Annotated in this window: 20 protein-coding genes; 15 read left to right on the top strand and 5 right to left on the bottom strand. The window is 65.3% G+C overall.

Annotation, left to right across the window (positions count from 1 at the left end; genetic code table 11):
• Nucleotides 1-32: 32 nt before the first annotated feature.
• The 4 genes from I1E95_RS02610 (at nucleotide 33) to ppk2 (ending at nucleotide 3,126) form a co-directional block, all read left to right on the top strand.
• Nucleotides 33-296 (top strand): hypothetical protein, encoded by a 264-nt coding sequence (locus tag I1E95_RS02610; RefSeq protein WP_197165216.1) that lies wholly within the window; start codon nucleotides 33-35, stop codon nucleotides 294-296.
• Between the two features lie 24 nt (nucleotides 297-320).
• Nucleotides 321-1,079 (top strand): peptide-methionine (S)-S-oxide reductase MsrA, encoded by a 759-nt coding sequence (gene msrA / locus I1E95_RS02605; RefSeq protein WP_197165214.1) that lies wholly within the window; start codon nucleotides 321-323, stop codon nucleotides 1,077-1,079.
• Nucleotides 1,080-1,331: 252 nt separating this feature from the next.
• Nucleotides 1,332-2,150 (top strand): SDR family NAD(P)-dependent oxidoreductase, encoded by an 819-nt coding sequence (locus I1E95_RS02600; RefSeq protein ID WP_197165212.1) that lies wholly within the window; start codon nucleotides 1,332-1,334, stop codon nucleotides 2,148-2,150.
• 136 nt (nucleotides 2,151-2,286) lie between these two features.
• Nucleotides 2,287-3,126 carry a polyphosphate kinase 2 gene (gene ppk2, locus I1E95_RS02595; protein ID WP_231594812.1) on the top strand — a complete coding sequence of 280 codons (840 nt, stop codon included), beginning with the start codon at nucleotides 2,287-2,289 and terminating at the stop codon, nucleotides 3,124-3,126.
• A gap of 1,052 nt (nucleotides 3,127-4,178) precedes the next feature.
• Here ppk2 and I1E95_RS02590 read toward each other — a convergent pair.
• The 3 genes from I1E95_RS02590 to I1E95_RS02580 are packed head-to-tail and all read right to left on the bottom strand — an operon-like array spanning nucleotide 4,179 to nucleotide 7,060.
• A complete protein-coding gene (locus I1E95_RS02590; RefSeq protein WP_197165202.1) occupies nucleotides 4,179-4,595 on the bottom strand; it encodes a cyclic nucleotide-binding domain-containing protein in 417 nt (138 codons plus the stop codon).
• Nucleotides 4,596-5,414 carry a PEP/pyruvate-binding domain-containing protein gene (locus tag I1E95_RS02585; protein WP_197165200.1) on the bottom strand — a complete coding sequence of 273 codons (819 nt, stop codon included), beginning with the start codon at nucleotides 5,412-5,414 and terminating at the stop codon, nucleotides 4,596-4,598.
• On the bottom strand, nucleotides 5,411-7,060 hold the full coding sequence (locus I1E95_RS02580) for a PEP-utilizing enzyme (RefSeq protein WP_197165198.1): 1,650 nt from the start codon (nucleotides 7,058-7,060) through the stop codon (nucleotides 5,411-5,413). Before I1E95_RS02580 ends, I1E95_RS02585 begins: the two co-directional genes overlap by 4 nt.
• Nucleotides 7,061-7,222: 162 nt before the next feature.
• On the opposite strand from I1E95_RS02580, the gene I1E95_RS02575 reads away from it, so the two are divergent.
• From I1E95_RS02575 to I1E95_RS02560, 4 genes are all read left to right on the top strand, one after another.
• Nucleotides 7,223-7,882 carry a cupin domain-containing protein gene (locus I1E95_RS02575; RefSeq protein ID WP_197165196.1) on the top strand — a complete coding sequence of 220 codons (660 nt, stop codon included), beginning with the start codon at nucleotides 7,223-7,225 and terminating at the stop codon, nucleotides 7,880-7,882.
• A gap of 405 nt (nucleotides 7,883-8,287) precedes the next feature.
• A complete protein-coding gene (locus I1E95_RS02570; protein WP_231595024.1) occupies nucleotides 8,288-8,455 on the top strand; it encodes a chlorophyll a/b-binding protein in 168 nt (55 codons plus the stop codon).
• A 414-nt stretch (nucleotides 8,456-8,869) separates the two neighbouring features.
• A complete protein-coding gene (locus tag I1E95_RS02565; protein WP_197165194.1) occupies nucleotides 8,870-9,433 on the top strand; it encodes a tetratricopeptide repeat protein in 564 nt (187 codons plus the stop codon).
• Nucleotides 9,434-9,538: 105 nt separating this feature from the next.
• Nucleotides 9,539-9,910 (top strand): hypothetical protein, encoded by a 372-nt coding sequence (locus I1E95_RS02560; protein ID WP_231594811.1) that lies wholly within the window; start codon nucleotides 9,539-9,541, stop codon nucleotides 9,908-9,910.
• 15 nt (nucleotides 9,911-9,925) lie between these two features.
• Here the strand turns inward: I1E95_RS02560 and I1E95_RS02555 are convergent, their stop codons facing one another.
• Nucleotides 9,926-11,011, bottom strand: a complete 1,086-nt coding sequence (locus tag I1E95_RS02555) for a class I SAM-dependent methyltransferase (protein ID WP_231594810.1) — start codon at nucleotides 11,009-11,011, stop codon at nucleotides 9,926-9,928.
• 301 nt (nucleotides 11,012-11,312) lie between these two features.
• Between I1E95_RS02555 and I1E95_RS02550 the strand changes: the two genes are divergently transcribed.
• Both I1E95_RS02550 and I1E95_RS02545 read left to right on the top strand, forming a co-directional pair.
• Nucleotides 11,313-11,534: a GlsB/YeaQ/YmgE family stress response membrane protein gene (locus I1E95_RS02550; RefSeq protein ID WP_197165190.1), complete on the top strand. Its 222-nt coding sequence runs from the start codon at nucleotides 11,313-11,315 to the stop codon at nucleotides 11,532-11,534.
• A gap of 25 nt (nucleotides 11,535-11,559) precedes the next feature.
• On the top strand, nucleotides 11,560-11,835 hold the full coding sequence (locus I1E95_RS02545) for a hypothetical protein (protein WP_231594809.1): 276 nt from the start codon (nucleotides 11,560-11,562) through the stop codon (nucleotides 11,833-11,835).
• On the opposite strand, the gene I1E95_RS02540 is transcribed toward I1E95_RS02545, so the two are convergent.
• Nucleotides 11,825-12,385, bottom strand: coding sequence for a TspO/MBR family protein (locus I1E95_RS02540; RefSeq protein WP_231594808.1), 561 nt, complete (start codon nucleotides 12,383-12,385; stop codon nucleotides 11,825-11,827). The two genes, I1E95_RS02545 and I1E95_RS02540, sit on opposite strands and share 11 nt — an antisense overlap.
• Between I1E95_RS02540 and I1E95_RS02535 the strand changes: the two genes are divergently transcribed.
• The 5 genes from I1E95_RS02535 (at nucleotide 12,366) to I1E95_RS02515 (ending at nucleotide 15,627) form a co-directional block, all read left to right on the top strand.
• The gene (locus tag I1E95_RS02535) at nucleotides 12,366-12,914 is read left to right on the top strand and encodes a DUF4334 domain-containing protein (protein ID WP_231594807.1); all 549 of its coding nucleotides are present in this window, start codon (nucleotides 12,366-12,368) and stop codon (nucleotides 12,912-12,914) included. The genes I1E95_RS02540 and I1E95_RS02535 overlap by 20 nt on opposite strands.
• Nucleotides 12,915-12,951: 37 nt before the next feature.
• Complete coding sequence (locus tag I1E95_RS02530; RefSeq protein WP_197165179.1) at nucleotides 12,952-13,953, top strand: NAD(P)-dependent alcohol dehydrogenase; 1,002 nt, start codon at nucleotides 12,952-12,954, stop codon at nucleotides 13,951-13,953.
• A gap of 25 nt (nucleotides 13,954-13,978) precedes the next feature.
• Nucleotides 13,979-14,395 (top strand): NUDIX hydrolase, encoded by a 417-nt coding sequence (locus tag I1E95_RS02525; protein WP_197165177.1) that lies wholly within the window; start codon nucleotides 13,979-13,981, stop codon nucleotides 14,393-14,395.
• Nucleotides 14,392-15,192 (top strand): ABC transporter ATP-binding protein, encoded by an 801-nt coding sequence (locus I1E95_RS02520; RefSeq protein ID WP_197165175.1) that lies wholly within the window; start codon nucleotides 14,392-14,394, stop codon nucleotides 15,190-15,192. Before I1E95_RS02525 ends, I1E95_RS02520 begins: the two co-directional genes overlap by 4 nt.
• Before the next feature lie 78 nt (nucleotides 15,193-15,270).
• Nucleotides 15,271-15,627: a hypothetical protein gene (locus I1E95_RS02515; RefSeq protein ID WP_197165165.1), complete on the top strand. Its 357-nt coding sequence runs from the start codon at nucleotides 15,271-15,273 to the stop codon at nucleotides 15,625-15,627.
• The last annotated feature ends 4 nt before the right edge of the window (nucleotides 15,628-15,631 follow it).

Raw genomic sequence — 15,631 nt, 5'->3', positions numbered from 1 at the left:
GGGGCTTAGCTGAGGCAGATCACGCGAGGACGATGGAGAACCCCAAGGGCTACAACCTGCGCTGCACCCTCACCTTCGGCGACATCTACGGCCAGGTTCTGGTCTGGATGCTCGTGATCTTCGTGAGCCTGGCGGCGGGGCTGGCGCTGATGGGCTCCAGCAAGCCGATCTTCGCCCTGGTTGGCGTGGGGGTGATCCTGGTGCTCTCGCTGCCGTTCCTGCTCTTCGCGTTCACCACCACCCTGCTGAACCACATCGCCCTGGATCCCGCTCCGGCCCCGGATCGCGTTGCCTAGGCTCGAGGCCTCAGCAATCCTGTCGTGTTCGGACTCTTCAACCAGGCCCCCGGTGCGGCCAAGGGCAGGATCGTGTCTGCCGAGGAGGCCCTGCCGGGACGCGACACACCGATGGCCACGGCCAGCACCCATGTGGTGCTCGGCACCCCTCTCCAGGCGCCTCTCCAGCCTGGCCAGGAGGAAGCCTTCTTCGGGTGCGGCTGTTTCTGGGGGGCCGAGAAAGGGTTCTGGCGCCTGCCGGGTGTGATCACCACAGCCGTGGGCTACTGCGGCGGCCACACCCCCAATCCCACCTACGAGGAGGTGTGCTCCGGCCGCACCGGCCACACCGAGGCGGTCCGGGTGGTGTGGGACACCAGCCGGGTGGGCTTCTCCGACCTGCTCAAGCTGTTCTGGGAGTGCCACGATCCAACTCAGGGCATGGCCCAGGGCAACGATCGCGGCAGCCAGTACCGCTCGGCGATCGTGACCACAACGGAGGCCCAGGCCGAGTTGGCCGCTGCCAGCCGTGACCACTACCAGCAGCAGCTCGCCGCCGCCGGTTTCCCGGCGATCACCACCGATCTGCTCTCCGGCAAGCCCTTCTACTTCGCCGAAACCCACCACCAGCAGTATCTGGAGCGGCCAGGCAGCCGCCCCTATTGTTCCGCCCGGCCCACCGGCGTTCGACTGAGTGCCTTCCCCGGCTCCGACTTCAAGCTCCCGGCCTCCGTCTGGGATCACTACGACTGGAGTCAGCCCCACTGCGTCCTGCGCAGTCCAGGCGGCCCCATCACGCTCTGAAGCTTCTCGGCGACGCCTTGCCTGTTTGAGAGTCAGCCACTGAGCAACGGGATCAGGAATCCAGTCTCCACAGGCAGCGAACTGCTGCGCTCAGCGTTGCAATCGACGCCGATGACCAGTAGATCGCGCAGGAATCAGGACCCGCTGCAACTGCTGGCCGCGCAGCCTGACGATCGGGGAGGCAGTACGTTCCCGTTCCAGTGCCAATGGATCGAGACAGCGCCCCGCTGGTCTGAACTCATCTGAACCGCCATGGCCGCTGAATCTCGTACTGTCCTGATCACCGGCGCCTCCTCTGGGATCGGTGCCGCCACGGCCGAACGCTTGCTCCAGCGGGGATGGCGGGTGATCGCTGCGGCACGGCGAACTGATCTCATGCAGCCCCTGGCCGAGCGGGGGGCCATCGTCGAGCCCCTCGATCTCACCGACGGCAAGTCCCGGCAGGCCCTGGCCGATCGGGTCAGGGAGCGATTCGGTGCCCTCGACGCCCTCGTGAACAATGCCGGCTTCGCGGAGGTGGGGCCACTGGAGACCATGTCCCTTGAGCGTGCCCACGCGATCTTCGATGTGAACGTGTTCGGGCTCATGGGCCTCACCCAGTTGCTGCTGCCGCCGATGCGCGAACGCGGCCGAGGCCGGATCATCAACATCTCCTCGATCGCCGGTCGCTGGGTGACGCCAGGCTCGGGCTGGTACGCAGCCAGCAAGTTCGCGCTCGAGGCCCTCAGTGACGCGCTGCGACTGGAGCTGAAAGCCTTCGGGCTGGAGGTGGTGGTGATCGAACCCGGGCTGATCCGTACCCCCTTCCCCGAGGTCACGGCTGCATCGATGCGCCAGGCCCAGAGCTGTGGGGTCTATGGCGGGATGATGCGGAAGGTGGAGCGGAGCTGGGACGCGATCTATCGCGGGGCCTCCTCGCCCCAGGACGTGGCCGGCGTGATCGAGCAGGCCCTCACCCAGCCCGACCCGGCCGCCCGCTACCTCTGCGGCCACCAGTCGACATCAGTCCTGGCGAACCGATTGCTCCCAACCGCGCTCTGGGACCGGCTGATCCGGAGCCGGATGACCTGACTGGCGACTGCTGCATCAGGGTCGTCCGCGTGCGCCGATCTGGTGATTGCTTTTCGGAGCTACCGTTCATGGAGGGCGTGGACCGCTCCGCCCGGTACAAGCGGCTGGCTTACCCTCTCGCCGGTGTGGGAGCAGCTTGACGATCGCCACTCTCATGAGTAAGAAGCAACGCCCATCACCCATCGAGTCGATCGAGGAGATGCAGAACGATCTTCCCTACGACGAACCGATCGACAAGAAGGACTACAAACGAGACCTGGAAACGCTCCAGATCGAACTGCTCAAGGCGCAACGTCACATCAAGGCTGTCGGACAGCGCGTGGTCATCCTGTTCGAAGGTCGCGATGCGGCGGGCAAGGGTGGAGCGATCAAGCGCTTCCGCCAACACCTGAATCCTCGCGGTAGTGAGCATGTCGCGCTGCCGAAGCCCAACGATGCCGAAGCGACCCAGTGGTACTTCCAGCGCTACGTCCCTCACCTGCCATCGGCCGGCGAAATCACGATGTTCGACAGGTCGTGGTACAACCGGGCCGGCGTCGAGAAGGTGATGGGCTTCTGCACTCCCCAGGAGCACGCCCTGTTTCTCCGCCAGGTTCCCGCCTTTGAACAGTCACTCGTCAGCAGTGGGATCCTGGTCTTCAAGATGTGGTTCACCGTGTCGCAGGCCAGGCAGAAGCTGCGTTTCGCCGATCGGCGTGAGGATCCGCTCAAGCAGTGGAAGATCTCGTCCATCGACGAGGCCAGCACGGCGAAGTACGACGAGTACACCAAAGCTCGCAACGAGATGCTGCTCGCCACCGACACCCTCGTGGCGCCATGGACCATCGTCAACTCGAACGAGAAGAGGCGGGCCCGTCTCGGTGCCATCCGCAGTGTCCTCCACTCACTGGACTATGAGCACAAGGACCACGATGTCGTCGGTGAACCCGATTCCCGGGTCGTGCGCACGGCTCATTCGGTGTTCATCGACAACTGAGCTGATCGCCTCGGGTGCGGCTTCGCTCCAGGCGGCTTCCGCCGCCTCCGCCTTGCAGAAAGGTCTTCCCTGTCAGAATCTGATCCTCAGCATAGGTCGCTGCCTGAAGAACCACCTACGGGCCTAAGTTGAGTTCGCCAGCAATGGAGCGACCGCAAATTATTTCGGCTGCAATGACAGGAATGAGCAGCTCGATGATCATGGATATAGAAGAATGGTGTTTTCAGGCCTTATTGATGGAATGCAGTCGAGATTTTATCTGCTCCTCAAGTCACAGATGTTAACAGGAAATCAGGTACCAATAATCCGGAAGTCAGACCAAAAAAAGTTTGATGTAAGCCCCTTCCCTTACTGATGGTCGGCCCTGGAAGGCATCGAGGTGGCAGACGATGGAATGAAGGCTACCGATAGCCTGATCTGGTCGCTTAGGGATTCGCCGCAGAGGATGGCTGGCTCGAATCCACTCCTCCATCGGGGGGTAGGAGTACAGACCGCCGCTGTACTTTTGTAGGCCTTGAATCAGGACTGGGGCTTTTCCCCTATCTCGAGCATTTGGGACGGGTATTCTGAGAACGCATTGGTTGGCGGTGTCGTTCCTTGTTCGCTGACTTTGGTGCGCCTTGGCTTCTGTCGTGCCCACAACAAAGCCCGGAGCGTCGGCCCCGGGCTTTGTCTGGTCAGCTGTGTTGCCGATGAAGGATCGCAGCTGCTCAAGCGGACGTTGCGTCCGTTCTGTGTCTTCAATTGTGTGGCGGAGCTGCCTGGCGATGGCACCTGGGGCCATGGCTCTAGCGGGGCCTCCCGATGGATCCGGGGCACCTGAGACGGTGCAATGGACGGCGTCGATATCGAACGCCAGGGAAACCAGTGATCCCTGAAGATTGTTGGAGCAGGGTCCGAACGTCAGTTCGCTCCTGGTGGCTGCTCAGGGGGGGTGTCGTCCATGTCCTGGAACCTCCGAATCCCGATGTGCACACAATCGGACGGATGTCCTGTCCATGCAAGGGAAAGCGCTCCGGGCGCAATGGGTCTTCATCTCATGACAAAGGTCTTCACCTGCCGCCGGCCCTGGCGTCGCGCAGCATCATCGCCATCCGCTGCAGCAGCTTCCAGCCGATCACGCCGTTGGCCTCCACGAGCGGCCTGAAGTCCCAGTAGGTGAGCCCCCAGCAGTCGAGGCGGCTGGCGGCGGTGATGGTCGCCATGCGTGGACCCTCGTCGATCAGGGCGATCTCGCCGAAATAATCCCCCTGCCGCAGGATCGAATGGGGTTTGCCCTGAATCGTGACGCTGGCCTCGCCCGCTTCGATCACGTAGAAGGCCGCGCCGCCCGAGCCCTCCTGGATGATCGTTTCGCCGGCCTCGAAATCCCGTTCCTTGAACAGCAGGGCGATCTGCGCGAGCTCGTCGCGGTCGAGGTCGTGGAACAGGGGGACGCGCTCGAGCACATCGATCGGGGCACCGCGCATTCAGGCTCCGGCTGTGGTGATTGCCCGGCACTGAAGCAGATGGAGCGTGCCGCCCTCGAAAGCCCACTCCAGATCGCGTCCGGGCCCGAACACCTGCTCGCAGCGGCCGGCCAGCTGGTTCAGGGCCTCCAGCTGACGCTCGTCGAGGCAGAAGCGCTCCACCAGCTCGGCAGGAAGCTCCTCCTCCACGGTGCCGCCGCCGGCGACGGGACGGATCGCCACCGTCTTGTACCCCGCCTGGCGCTCGCGCACCTGGCCCTGGCGGCTCAGGCAGACGTGGTCGGGGATCACCAGGCCGGCCACCACCGCTTCCCCCAGACCCCAGCTCGCCTCGATCACCCGTACATCGGCGCCGTTGATGGGATTGCGCGTGAACAGCACGCCGGCCGTGTCGGGGGCCAGCAGCTTCTGCACCACCACCCCCACGCTCGGGCGGGAGAACAGCCCCACCTTCTTGCGGTAGGTGATGGCGGCGTCGGAATTCGCCGACCACCAGATCTCGCGCAGGGCCTCCGCCAGCTCGCCCACGGAGGGCACATTGAGGAGGGTCTGGTGCTGACCGGCAAAACTGGCGGCGGCTCCGTCCTCATCGATGGCGGAAGAGCGCACCGCCAGCGGACCGGCCAACGGTGCCACCTCCCGCACCAGCTCGGCGATGGCGGCGTCATCGGCGGCGGCCACCGCCTCCACGAACGTTCCGGAGAGGGCGAATCCCGGCGGCACCGGCAGGCCATCGCGCAGGGCCTGGCCCAGGCTCACGGCCTTGGCGCCGAAGGCCGCCAGGTCGCTGGCCTGCTCGAGCGCGACGACCCCGTTCACGGCAGCACTGTGACCTCGCCGGCCGTGCCGTCGACCCGGACCCGCTGGCCGTCGATGAGGCGCCGGCTGGCTTCGCGGGTTCCCACCACACCAGGGATTCCGTACTCCCGCGCCACGATCGCCGAGTGGGACAGCAGGCCGCCCCTGTCGGTGACGATCCCGCCGAGCAGGGGCAGCAGGATGTTGAAAGCCTCCGTGGTGGATTGGGTCACGAGCACGTCGCCCTTCTGGATGCGATCGAACTCCGAGGGGTGCGAGACCCGCCGGACCGGGCCCTCGTAGACCCCGGGACTGGCGGCCAGGCCCCGCAGCATCTGCTGCTCGTGTTTGGCCTCGGAACTCCCGAACAGGGCCTGCAGCGCCAGGCCGCTGGCCTGCATCATCCGCGCGGCGGCGGGCGGCAGGCTGGAGGGATCCGGCGGGGGCGGGGGAGTGGGTCCCAGGCTGGGGGGAGCCTCGTGCGCATCGTGGGCTCCGCGGTAGGCGGCGCGCTCCGCCAGCTCATCGGCCGACGGAGCGCCATCAGCCGAGGGCGTGGCGGCTCCCAGCAGGGCGAGCATCTCCGTGAAGCCGGCATCGACGATGTGGAGCGGATCGTGCAGCAGCCCCCGCTCCGCCAGGCGGCGTCCGGCCGCCAGGGCGGCCCGGCGCATCAGTCCCGACGCCCAGATGTCGCTGAACACGCCCCGTTCATCACGGATCGGGTACATGAGCCGGGCTTCGGCCAGCAGCTCATCGAAGGCGTCTCGCTGGGCTTCAGGCACCCAGGCACGCACTTCGGCGCTGCGATCGCTGCCGCCAGGCGTGGCAGCGTCGGTCGTCAGGGCGGCGCGGATGGCCCGCAGCAGCACGTCGGGCAACTCCAGGGCACAGGGGTTGGTGATGTCGAAGCCATCGAGCAGGCGATAGCCCACCAGATCGAGATAAGCGCCCATCGCCCGGCCCGTGCGTCCAGCGCGCGTCCGCAGGGCCGACAAGGCGGCGCCGGGATCGTCCGTGGTCATGAGGATGTCGCGGGCCGGAGGATCCTGTTGCAGCGCGGCGATCAGCTCGGCCAGCTCCTGGGACGCTCCGGCCGATACCGGCGAGGTGCCGCGCATCAGGCCCAGCAGCTCGGCCGCGGGCAGCCCGGTCCAGGCTGCGGCGTGGGCCAGGAAGTCGCCGATGGACACGATGGCGGCCGCTGTGTAGCGCATGTGCTGAGCCAGCATTGCGGCGTGGTGGTCGCGGCAGCGCTGCAGGTAACCGGCCAGGTCGTCGTCGCTGAGGGCATCCGGCTCCACCGCCTGGATCTGCCGGTGCGCCGCGATCGCCGCGGGCTTCACGGTGTCGTTCCACTCCTGCAGCTGCTGCCGCCAGAACTTCTGGGCGAACACCTCCTCGGCGCGCCGGAAGCGCTCCGGCAGCTCGGCGTCGGCCAGGGGGGTCACCCGCCGGTAGGCGAAGCCATGGATGTAAGCCATCTCCAGGGCCTCGAACAGCAGGCCGTAGGCACGAGCGAAGTCGGCGGTGCCGCGTCGGAACGCGGCCGGGTGGATCTCCCGCCAGTAGCGGCTCACCGGGCGGGGGAAGTGCACGGGATCGAGCTCCCAGAACCCGTCTCCAGGAGGCGTGAAGACGAGCTCACTGGAGGGTGCTGGAGACATCGGCGAACCCGGTGGATCGAGCGAACACTGCAGTCTCACTCAGTCGTGAGCCCCTTCATGCCGGTGGCGCTACCAGGAGCCACGGTGGCGGCTCGCTGGCCCTCGCCCTGCTGATGCTGGGCTGGGCGGCCCGCTCGGTGGGCTAGCAGCAGAATCAAGGTCATGGAACTCCACGCCGATCTCGCCCAGCGGGTGGTCCTCGACACCACGGTTCTGCCCTGGAGCCCCTCGCCGATGGCCGGTGTGGAGCGGCGGATGCTGGATCGCCGCGGCGGGGAAGTGGCCCGCGCTACCTCGATCGTGCGTTACGTGCCAGGCAGCCACTTCGAGCGCCACAGCCATGGGGGCGGCGAGGAGATCCTGGTGCTGGAGGGCACGTTCTCCGACGAGCAGGGGGACTACCCAGAAGGCACCTACCTGCGCAACCCGGCCGGCTCCGCCCATGCGCCCTTCAGTGAGCAGGGCTGCACTCTTCTGGTGAAACTGCATCAGATGCACCCGCTCGATCAGCAGACCGTGGTGATCGACACCCGCAGCAGCGACTGGTTGCCTGGCCTGGTGGCTGGCTTGCAGGTGCTGCCGCTGCACGCCTTCGGCTCCGAGCATGTGGCCCTGGTGCGCTGGGCGCCGGGTACGCGCTTCCAGCTCCATGGGCACCCTGGCGGCGAAGAAATCTTTGTGCTGGATGGAGTCTTTCAGGACGAGCAGGGCAACTATCCCGCCGGCAGCTGGCTGCGCAATCCCCACGCCAGCTCGCACCGGCCCTGGAGTGAGGCGGGTTGCACCATCTGGGTCAAGACCGGGCATCTGCTCACCCATTGAGCAGGGTGGATGGGCCATACGGATTTCCCCACCCAGAACCGGGTCAATGCTGACCCATGCCTGATCCGAGCAGGCGGTAATCCATCACTGGCAGATTCGGCGTATCGCTATTCGATTCCATGAGATTAATTCGACTAGAATTGTGGTCAGGAAGGGAAGACTGATCAAGATTAATTCGATGCGTTTGATGAAAAATCCACAAAATCTGCAGTCGAACGCCATGGATCGTGAGGCCATGGATGCTCCCCTCAGTTCCCTTCGCCACAGCCCATCACATTTGCCAGGGTGAATGCCATGACAGCTCCATCAGAACTTGCCAAGGTCAAGACTTATGCAGAATCAGAGGGAGGCATGTGGGAGTCCGAAGGCTCCAGGCTGCTCGATCCCGCTGTCGTTGAACCGAGGATGTACCGTGCCAGCCCAGATAGCGAAAGCGGGTGGGGCTTTCACCGTCGTGCAGAGCTCCTGAACGGGCGGCTCGCCATGCTTGGTTTCGTGATCGGGGTGTTGGTCGAGGCTTTCTTTGGCCAGGGGATTCTCCACCAGATTGGCCTCGGTGCCCTGCTGAATTAGGCCAGCAAATTTCTGCGAGTTTGTTGCTCATAGCGAAGGCCAGATCTGGCTGGCGGGTGTGGCATGAAGCTGCACCTATTTCTGCACATGCTCTGACCGTTGCCGCCAAGAAAACCAGGCCAGCACAGTCATTCCCTCTCTATGGCTCCATTGCTTTCCCTCTGGCATCACGGAAGGACAGCACCGTGATCTTTCTGGGGTCAAAGTGTCTACGCTGGCTTCAGCCAACGATTCACCACCATGGCTCTTCGGATGCGCTGGCACCTGCACACCGTGCTCACGGGCATGCTCTCCATGCTCCTGCCATGGGGAGTGGCGCCACCCGCCTCACGCGCCAGTGACCTTGGATCCAGATCGGCCCTCGCCATGGGGAACCCCGCGGCCATGGACGATGCTGCGGCACGATGCAGAGCCATGATCCAGGTCTCGGATTGGCAGGGTGCAGTGGAGGCTTGCAGCCAGGCCATTGAGAGGAATCCGAAGCTGGCCACCGCCTGGATCGACCGTTGCCAGGCCCAGCTTGAACTGACCCGGTTGAGCGGAGCACTGGCCGATTGCAAGCAAGCCATCCGGCTGGAGCCTGACAATTCAGAAGCCTATCTTCGCCTTGCCGACGTGAAGGCGGCCGTCACCCCTGTGAACTATCCCAGCGTGCTGGAGGACTACGGCAAAGCCATCGCGCTTGATCCCAAGAATGCAACGGCCTACAACAATCGTGGGGTGACACGGAACTCCCTGAAGGATTACAAGGGAGCTCTGGCTGATTACGACAAAGCAATTGAGCTGAACCCCGACGATGCTCTGTACTACTTCAATCGCGGCGAGACACTCTTTCTCAAAGGGCAGCGCGAGCTGGGATGTACCAGCTTTCGCCAGGGCCATGAGCTGAATCCGGATTTCAGCTTGACTGCGCCGGATTTCGACACCGCCTACCTTCAATCCTGCAACAAAATCAAGGGGACCATCCAAGCCCCCTGAACCGAGCCGGGCCGTCGGTCTGTGGGCGATACTCCAGCACACCACAGTCAGCCGGGCCATGGCTCCTAGGCTCAGGCCGATGTGAAGACCTGATCGGGGGTCGTGATGAGGGCTCGAGACGTCCGATTCAGAGGTGGTGCTGAATCGTTTGGTGTTGCCTCCCTTGGTGCTGCCATCCTTGCCATGGCCATGGTTGATACGGCCGTGATGGCTGCTCCCTGCCTGTCTCGGGTGAAGGGGCCCACAGCCGGATCCTATGGGTTCGACTGGCTTCAGCCCAGCTCAGCCGCCTGCACCCGACTTCAGCCGGACGACATCCGTCAGTTTCGCACCTGTACCCATCAGACCAACGGCACCTTCGGTCTCAAGGATCCGGCATTTCCCTGCAGGAGATCCGAGCACAGTGAAGTTCTCATCTACGTCGACAAAGCCACCTGTGAGCGTAATCTCGAAGTGATGCAGTCAAATGGTCCTTGAAGATCCAGCGCGCGCTCAGAGTCGCTTCAACAGGGCACCGATGGAGATGTAGTGAAAGGGATAGCGCTCGGGAGTTGCGATCAGGCGCTGCTGGATCCGTTCGTAGATCCACTCGAGGATGTCCGCCTGGGGCAGAGTCTCGGGAAGAGCAGCGGCCAGGATGGCCTCAGTGAAGGCCCGCATGAAGCCGGTGTATTGCCTGGCCCACGCGTTCACGTCGCCGTCGAGTTGCCGTTGCTGGTTGAACGGAACCTCAACCTCCCGGACCTCAGCTTGAAGCACCTCGAAGCAGGCCCCATGCTCAGCCCCAGGCTGCACAGGCGCCAACAGCTCCTCAAGGCTGCGAAAGTAGATCGGAAAGAGGAGCTGCTCGTAGACCACCTGCGGGAGTCGTCCCTGCTCAACGGCATCGAGCAGGGCATCACTGAGCACGTCATAGATCCCATGGCTGGTGGAAAGTTCCCCACGGCGACCAAAGACCTGCACAAGCAACTGCCCACCGCTCACCAATTCGGCCGCACGTGCGGCGTAGAAGGCCTTGAGGTCTGAGGCGGCCTGGGTGCGGAAGGGAATCAGGTCCTGATCCGTCACGTGCACACCAGGCCGAGGAGCATGGGGTCCTGGTGCCATCGGCAGGATGAACCTGGGAAGTTCGGCCTTTGGCTTCTCGTTCAGAAATCCGATGGCATTGAACGTGGTGGCGAGCTGAAGCGAGCCGGCCGGCACCAGACGGCCAAAGGCCGTACCGGCCACGGCACAGGCATAGATCTCTTCAGCCGCGAGATCAAGCTGACCCTGGGGGAAGAGATTAAGAAACAGCCTGTTGAAATCATTGCTGGGGAGATCATCGAATCCCACCTGAATGGGCAGGGAAGACACCCTCCGCAGAGCCCTGATCAAGCGTTTGATGGCATACACGGCGTTGGCTCCTTCGGAGCTGCCGATGTCAAGGAAGCGGTAACAACCCTGCTCCTGGGATGGAACTGGTACATGCTCGATCGAAGCCTCCAGCCAGGGCAGAAAGGGCTCCATCGCTGCGCGTTGGGCCTGGGAGTTGGCGTCGTAGTAGCCCCCTCCCTTCATCCCTGTGGTGGTTGGCATGGCGGTCTCCAGAATGTCTTGGTGGCTGCGAAGCCTCCAGGTTCCACGGAGGTCACGATCGGCCGGGTCGGGCGTCAAGACCCTGTGCCCCGGAACAACCGCCATGGGTCTTCACCTTGTGCTGCATCGCTTCGGTGTATTGCATCGCTTCGGCCTGATGTCGAATCAACCCACGATGGCCGGCCGATCAGGGATCATCATGTGATCTGACCGCTGAAGTCCCCAAGCAGCTTCCGGTTGCCGTTTCCGAGCCGGGCGCGTTGATGGGGGAGTGTGTTTCATTCACTGCTTTCGTCAGCCCATGAACGTTCTGCTGGTCCTGCTCGTGGGTGTGGTCGCCGGATGGCTGGCGGGTGGGCTGGTCATGCATCTGGTGGCCGGGATCCTCGGTGCCCTCATCGCTGGCCTGGTGCTGGCGGGCCTGGGCCCCTCGCTTGGCGCTCCGCTCCTGGACAGCGTCATCAGGGCGGCGATCGGCGCCGGGCTGGCGGTGCTGGTGTTGCGGCTGATCAAGCGGACCTGAGCGAGATCTGACCTGCTGTGGCAGCTTGGAGTCGGGAGCCCGCCACGGGCTGCCCAGCCGCTGGCTTCACGAGGAGGAGGAGGTGTTCCCCATGCCTGTTCATTCACTGGAACTGCCCGAAGCTCTGAGCCTGCTCGATCTGGAGCGGTTGCCTGAGGATTTCGGCGATCTGTCCCGTCAGGTGGCCTGGCATCAACCGGCTGTCCAGGCCTGGAGTGAGTCTCAGAGCCTGGCCTATCGGGTGGTCTGGGAGGCCGTGGAGGAGAAGATCGAGCACCCAGCTGAGTCCCTCAGCGGTTGAGGCCCTCCATCCGCCAGGTCACGAAGCTGCCCACCGGGCTCCAGAGGAGGAAGGGGATCAGCAGCAGGGCCGCCGGACGCGACAACGGCACCACCACCACCGCCAGAGCCACGCCCCAGGCCCAGCCGGCCAGGCCGATCAGGGTGCCGTTGCGCAGGGTCCGGCTGCGGCAGATCAACCAGGTGTAGCTCTGCACCAGCAGCACCAGCCCCAGGTAACCGCCCATCAGCACCAGGCTCGTGCTGGCCTGCCACGCCAGCAGGGCCGACACGTAAAAGCAGATGTAGATCGCCAGCCAGATCGCCGGGATCCAGCGCTCGAAAGTCAGCCAGCGGGGGCGGCGCAGCTGCAGAAACCAGCGGAAATCCTCCCGGTTGGGATTGAGCAGGACTCCAACCGCCACGATCGCCACCAGGATCACCAGGGCTGCCACCATCGCCGGTCCATGCATGGATCTCCAGGCTGATCGGGCCTGGGGCACCACGACGGCTGTTTCGCCTCTGCCGTCATCAATCCCTACCCCGCAGGTCTTGTCCATCTCCAGCGCCATCACGCTTCAGCGCCTGCTGCGGGAACGCCGTTCCGGCCTCGAGGAGGCCCTGGCTGTCTTCGATGCGTTGTCGCCGGTGGATCCGGCCATGCTCTGGGGCCGCTGGCAGGGCAGCGAGATCCGCACCGGTCATCCGCTGGAGGGCTGGCTGGAGCTGTGTGGCTGGTACGGCAAGGAGTTTCTCGATGCCGAGACCGTGCATCCGCTGCTGATGCGCATCGGCTCGGGCGATCCGTTCCCGATCCGGCCGCTGCCGGGGGCGCTGAATCTGGCCCGCTGCCTCTCCCCCCAGGCGTTCCCCCTGCCTGGCCCGCTGCTGCGCCGGTCACTGCTGCTGCTGCGCACCCGGCAGTCCCAGGCCCGCCTGCGGAGCATGGAGGTGCGCGGCGTGGTCAGCGCCACCATGCTCTACGACCATCTGCCGGTGCATGACGCCTTCCGCCGCGTCGACGAGGACACCGTGCTCGGCCTGATGCAGGCCAAGGGTGACCCCCGCCCCTACCTGTTTCTGCTCGAGCGCCGTCCCTGAGGCCTGGGTTACGTTGACCTTAAGCCGCTGAGATCCTGTGCAGATCACCGTGTGGCAAGCGCTGGCCAGAGGCGCCCGGCTCGAGCGCTCCCAGGCCACCCTGCTGGAGCCCGGCCCGGATGAGGTCCTGCTCGAAGTGCTGCACTGCGGGCTGTGCCACAGCGATCTCTCGATGCTCGACAACTCCTGGGGGATCAGCACGTTTCCGCTCGTCCCCGGCCACGAGGTGGTCGGGCGGGTGGCGGCTGTGGGGGCCGGCGTGGACAGCGGCCTGCTGGGATCGATCCAGGGTCTGGGCTGGATCTCCGGCAGCTGCCGCCACTGCGACTGGTGCCTCGGCGGAAACGCCAACCTCTGTCCCTCGCTCGAGGCTTCGGTGGTGGGTCGCCATGGTGGCTTCGCCAGCCATGTCATGGCCCATCAGGACTGGATCGTGGCCATCCCCGACGGTGTTTCAGCCGCCGATGCCGGACCCCTCTTCTGCGGTGGCATCACGGTCTTCGCTCCGCTCTTCGATGAGGCGGTCTCGCCCACCGCGCGGGTGGCGGTGATCGGCATCGGCGGGCTGGGGCACATGGCCCTTCAGTTCGCCCGCGCCTGGGGCTGTGAGGTCACTGCGGTCACCACCTCCCTGGCCAAGGCGGACGAGGCCCGCCGCCTCGGGGCCCATCGGGTGCTGGCTCTCTCCGAGCTGGCTGCCCATCCAGGTGGCTTCGACCTGGTCATCAACACCAGCAACCACGATCTCGACTGGTCTGCCCTGATCGCCAGCCTGGCTCCCCTGGGCCGGCTGCATCAGCTGGGGGTGCCCCTCAACCCTCTGCAGATCCCGGCGTTCCCTCTGATCGCCGGCCGTCGCAGCGTCACCGGCAGTCCCACGTCCTCACCCGCCTCCCTGCGCCGCATGGTCGAGTTCTGCGCCCGCCACGGCATCGCACCACTGGTGGAGCATCTGCCGATGGCCGAGATCAATACGGCCATCGAGCGGCTGCGCCTGGGCGATGTGCGGTATCGCTTCGTTCTTGATGGGCCCGCCTGATGGCGGCCCCGGCTGAGCTCTGCTGATGCTGGAGGTGGCCCTGGCGATGCTGGAGCGCGACGGCCGCTGGTTGGTGCAGCTGCGTGATGACATCCCCGGCATCGTCTCCCCGGGGACCTGGGGCCTCTTCGGCGGCCACCTCGACCCGGGGGAGAGCCCGGATCAGGCCCTCAGGCGTGAGCTGCAGGAGGAAATCAACTGGTGTTCCGGCGACCTTCCCTTCTGGTTCCGCCACAGCACCTCGCAACGGATCGCCCATTTCTTCCGCTCCAGCCTGCCGCTGCCTCTGGAGAAGCTTCAGTTGCTGGAGGGTCAGGACATGGTCCTGGCTGACCCTGAGGAGCTGGCCACAGGCCAGGTCTGGAGCCCGAAGCTGCAGCAGGCCCGGCCCCTCGCCCCCTCCCTTCAGCTGGCGCTGGAGGCCCTGCGCCGGACCCCATGACCGCGGCTGATCCTTACCTCGAGCTGCAGGCCGTGGAGGCCTACCTGGGGACCCGCCGGGTGTTCGACAACCTCAGCCTGCGCCTGCACCGGGGGGAGAACAGCGTCATCCTGGGGCCGAACGGGGCCGGCAAGAGTGCCCTGATCAAGCTGCTCAGCCGTGAGATCTACCCCGTGGTCAAGCCGGGGTCACACCTGCGCCTGTTCGGCCAAGAAACGGTCAACCTCTGGGATCTGCGGGCCCGGATCGGGCTGGTGTCCCGCGACCTCCAGGCTGGCTATGTCGGCGCGGTTCCCGCCCGTGATGTGGTGCTCTCGGGCTTCTTCGGTTCGGTGGGGATCGGCCCCAGCCAGCATCCCGCCCCGGAACAGCGCCAGCGGGTGAGGGACCTGATGGTCCGGTTGAGGCTGGAGGATCTGGCCGATCGCCCCTACCGCCAGCTCTCCGATGGCCAGCGCATGCGCCTGTTGCTGGCCCGCGCTCTGGTGCACGATCCCCAGGTGCTGGTGCTGGATGAACCCACCACCGGCCTTGACCTGCGCGCCAAGCACCAGCTGCTGCAGGTCCTGCGCGGCCTGGCGCAGGCCGGCACCACCCTGCTGCTGGTCACGCACCAGATCGAGGCGATCATCCCCGAGATCAGCCGTTGTCTGCTGCTGCGCCAGGGGGCCCTGGTGGCCGATGGTCCGGTGCCTGAGCTGCTGGCCGATGGACCCCTCAGCGATCTGTTCGGCACTCCCCTGCAGGTGTTCAGCGCAGGCGGATTCCGCCAGGTACTGCCGGCCCCCTCCCCGTGAGCGGGGGCTCACCAGGGCTCACGGGTCCTGGCGTTCCCCATGAGGCTGGGGCAAACTCACACCAGGCAGGGCATGGGGATGTCATCGACCAAGCACCACTGCGGGCCGCGCTGGCTTCGGCTTCTGGCCTGGGCTCCCCTGCTGGGTCTTCCCCTCTGTGGCACCGCTCTGGCGATGTCCTCGCCCTGGTGGGAGAACTACGAGGTGCGTGAAACCTTTCTCTGCAACGGCATCAACCAGGTGGTGGTGGAGCGCAACGAGGCCCAGGCCTCGCTGCTGGCCGGCCGCACCCGCACCACCCTCTTCCGGGAAGACTCTCCGCTGCCGGGCCTGCGCTACGGCACCGATCGTCTGCGCCTGATCCTGCGCGGGGATGAACTCACCCTGGAGCGGCTGCCGCAGCGGATGCTCTGCCTGCGCACGGATCAGGTCTGATGGC

Origin of the sequence: Synechococcus sp. CBW1107 (assembly GCF_015841355.1) — a bacterium.
Classification (GTDB): domain Bacteria; phylum Cyanobacteriota; class Cyanobacteriia; order PCC-6307; family Cyanobiaceae; genus Regnicoccus_A.
Note: the sequence above shows the minus strand (reverse complement) of the source record. Positions and strands in the feature narration are given on the sequence as shown.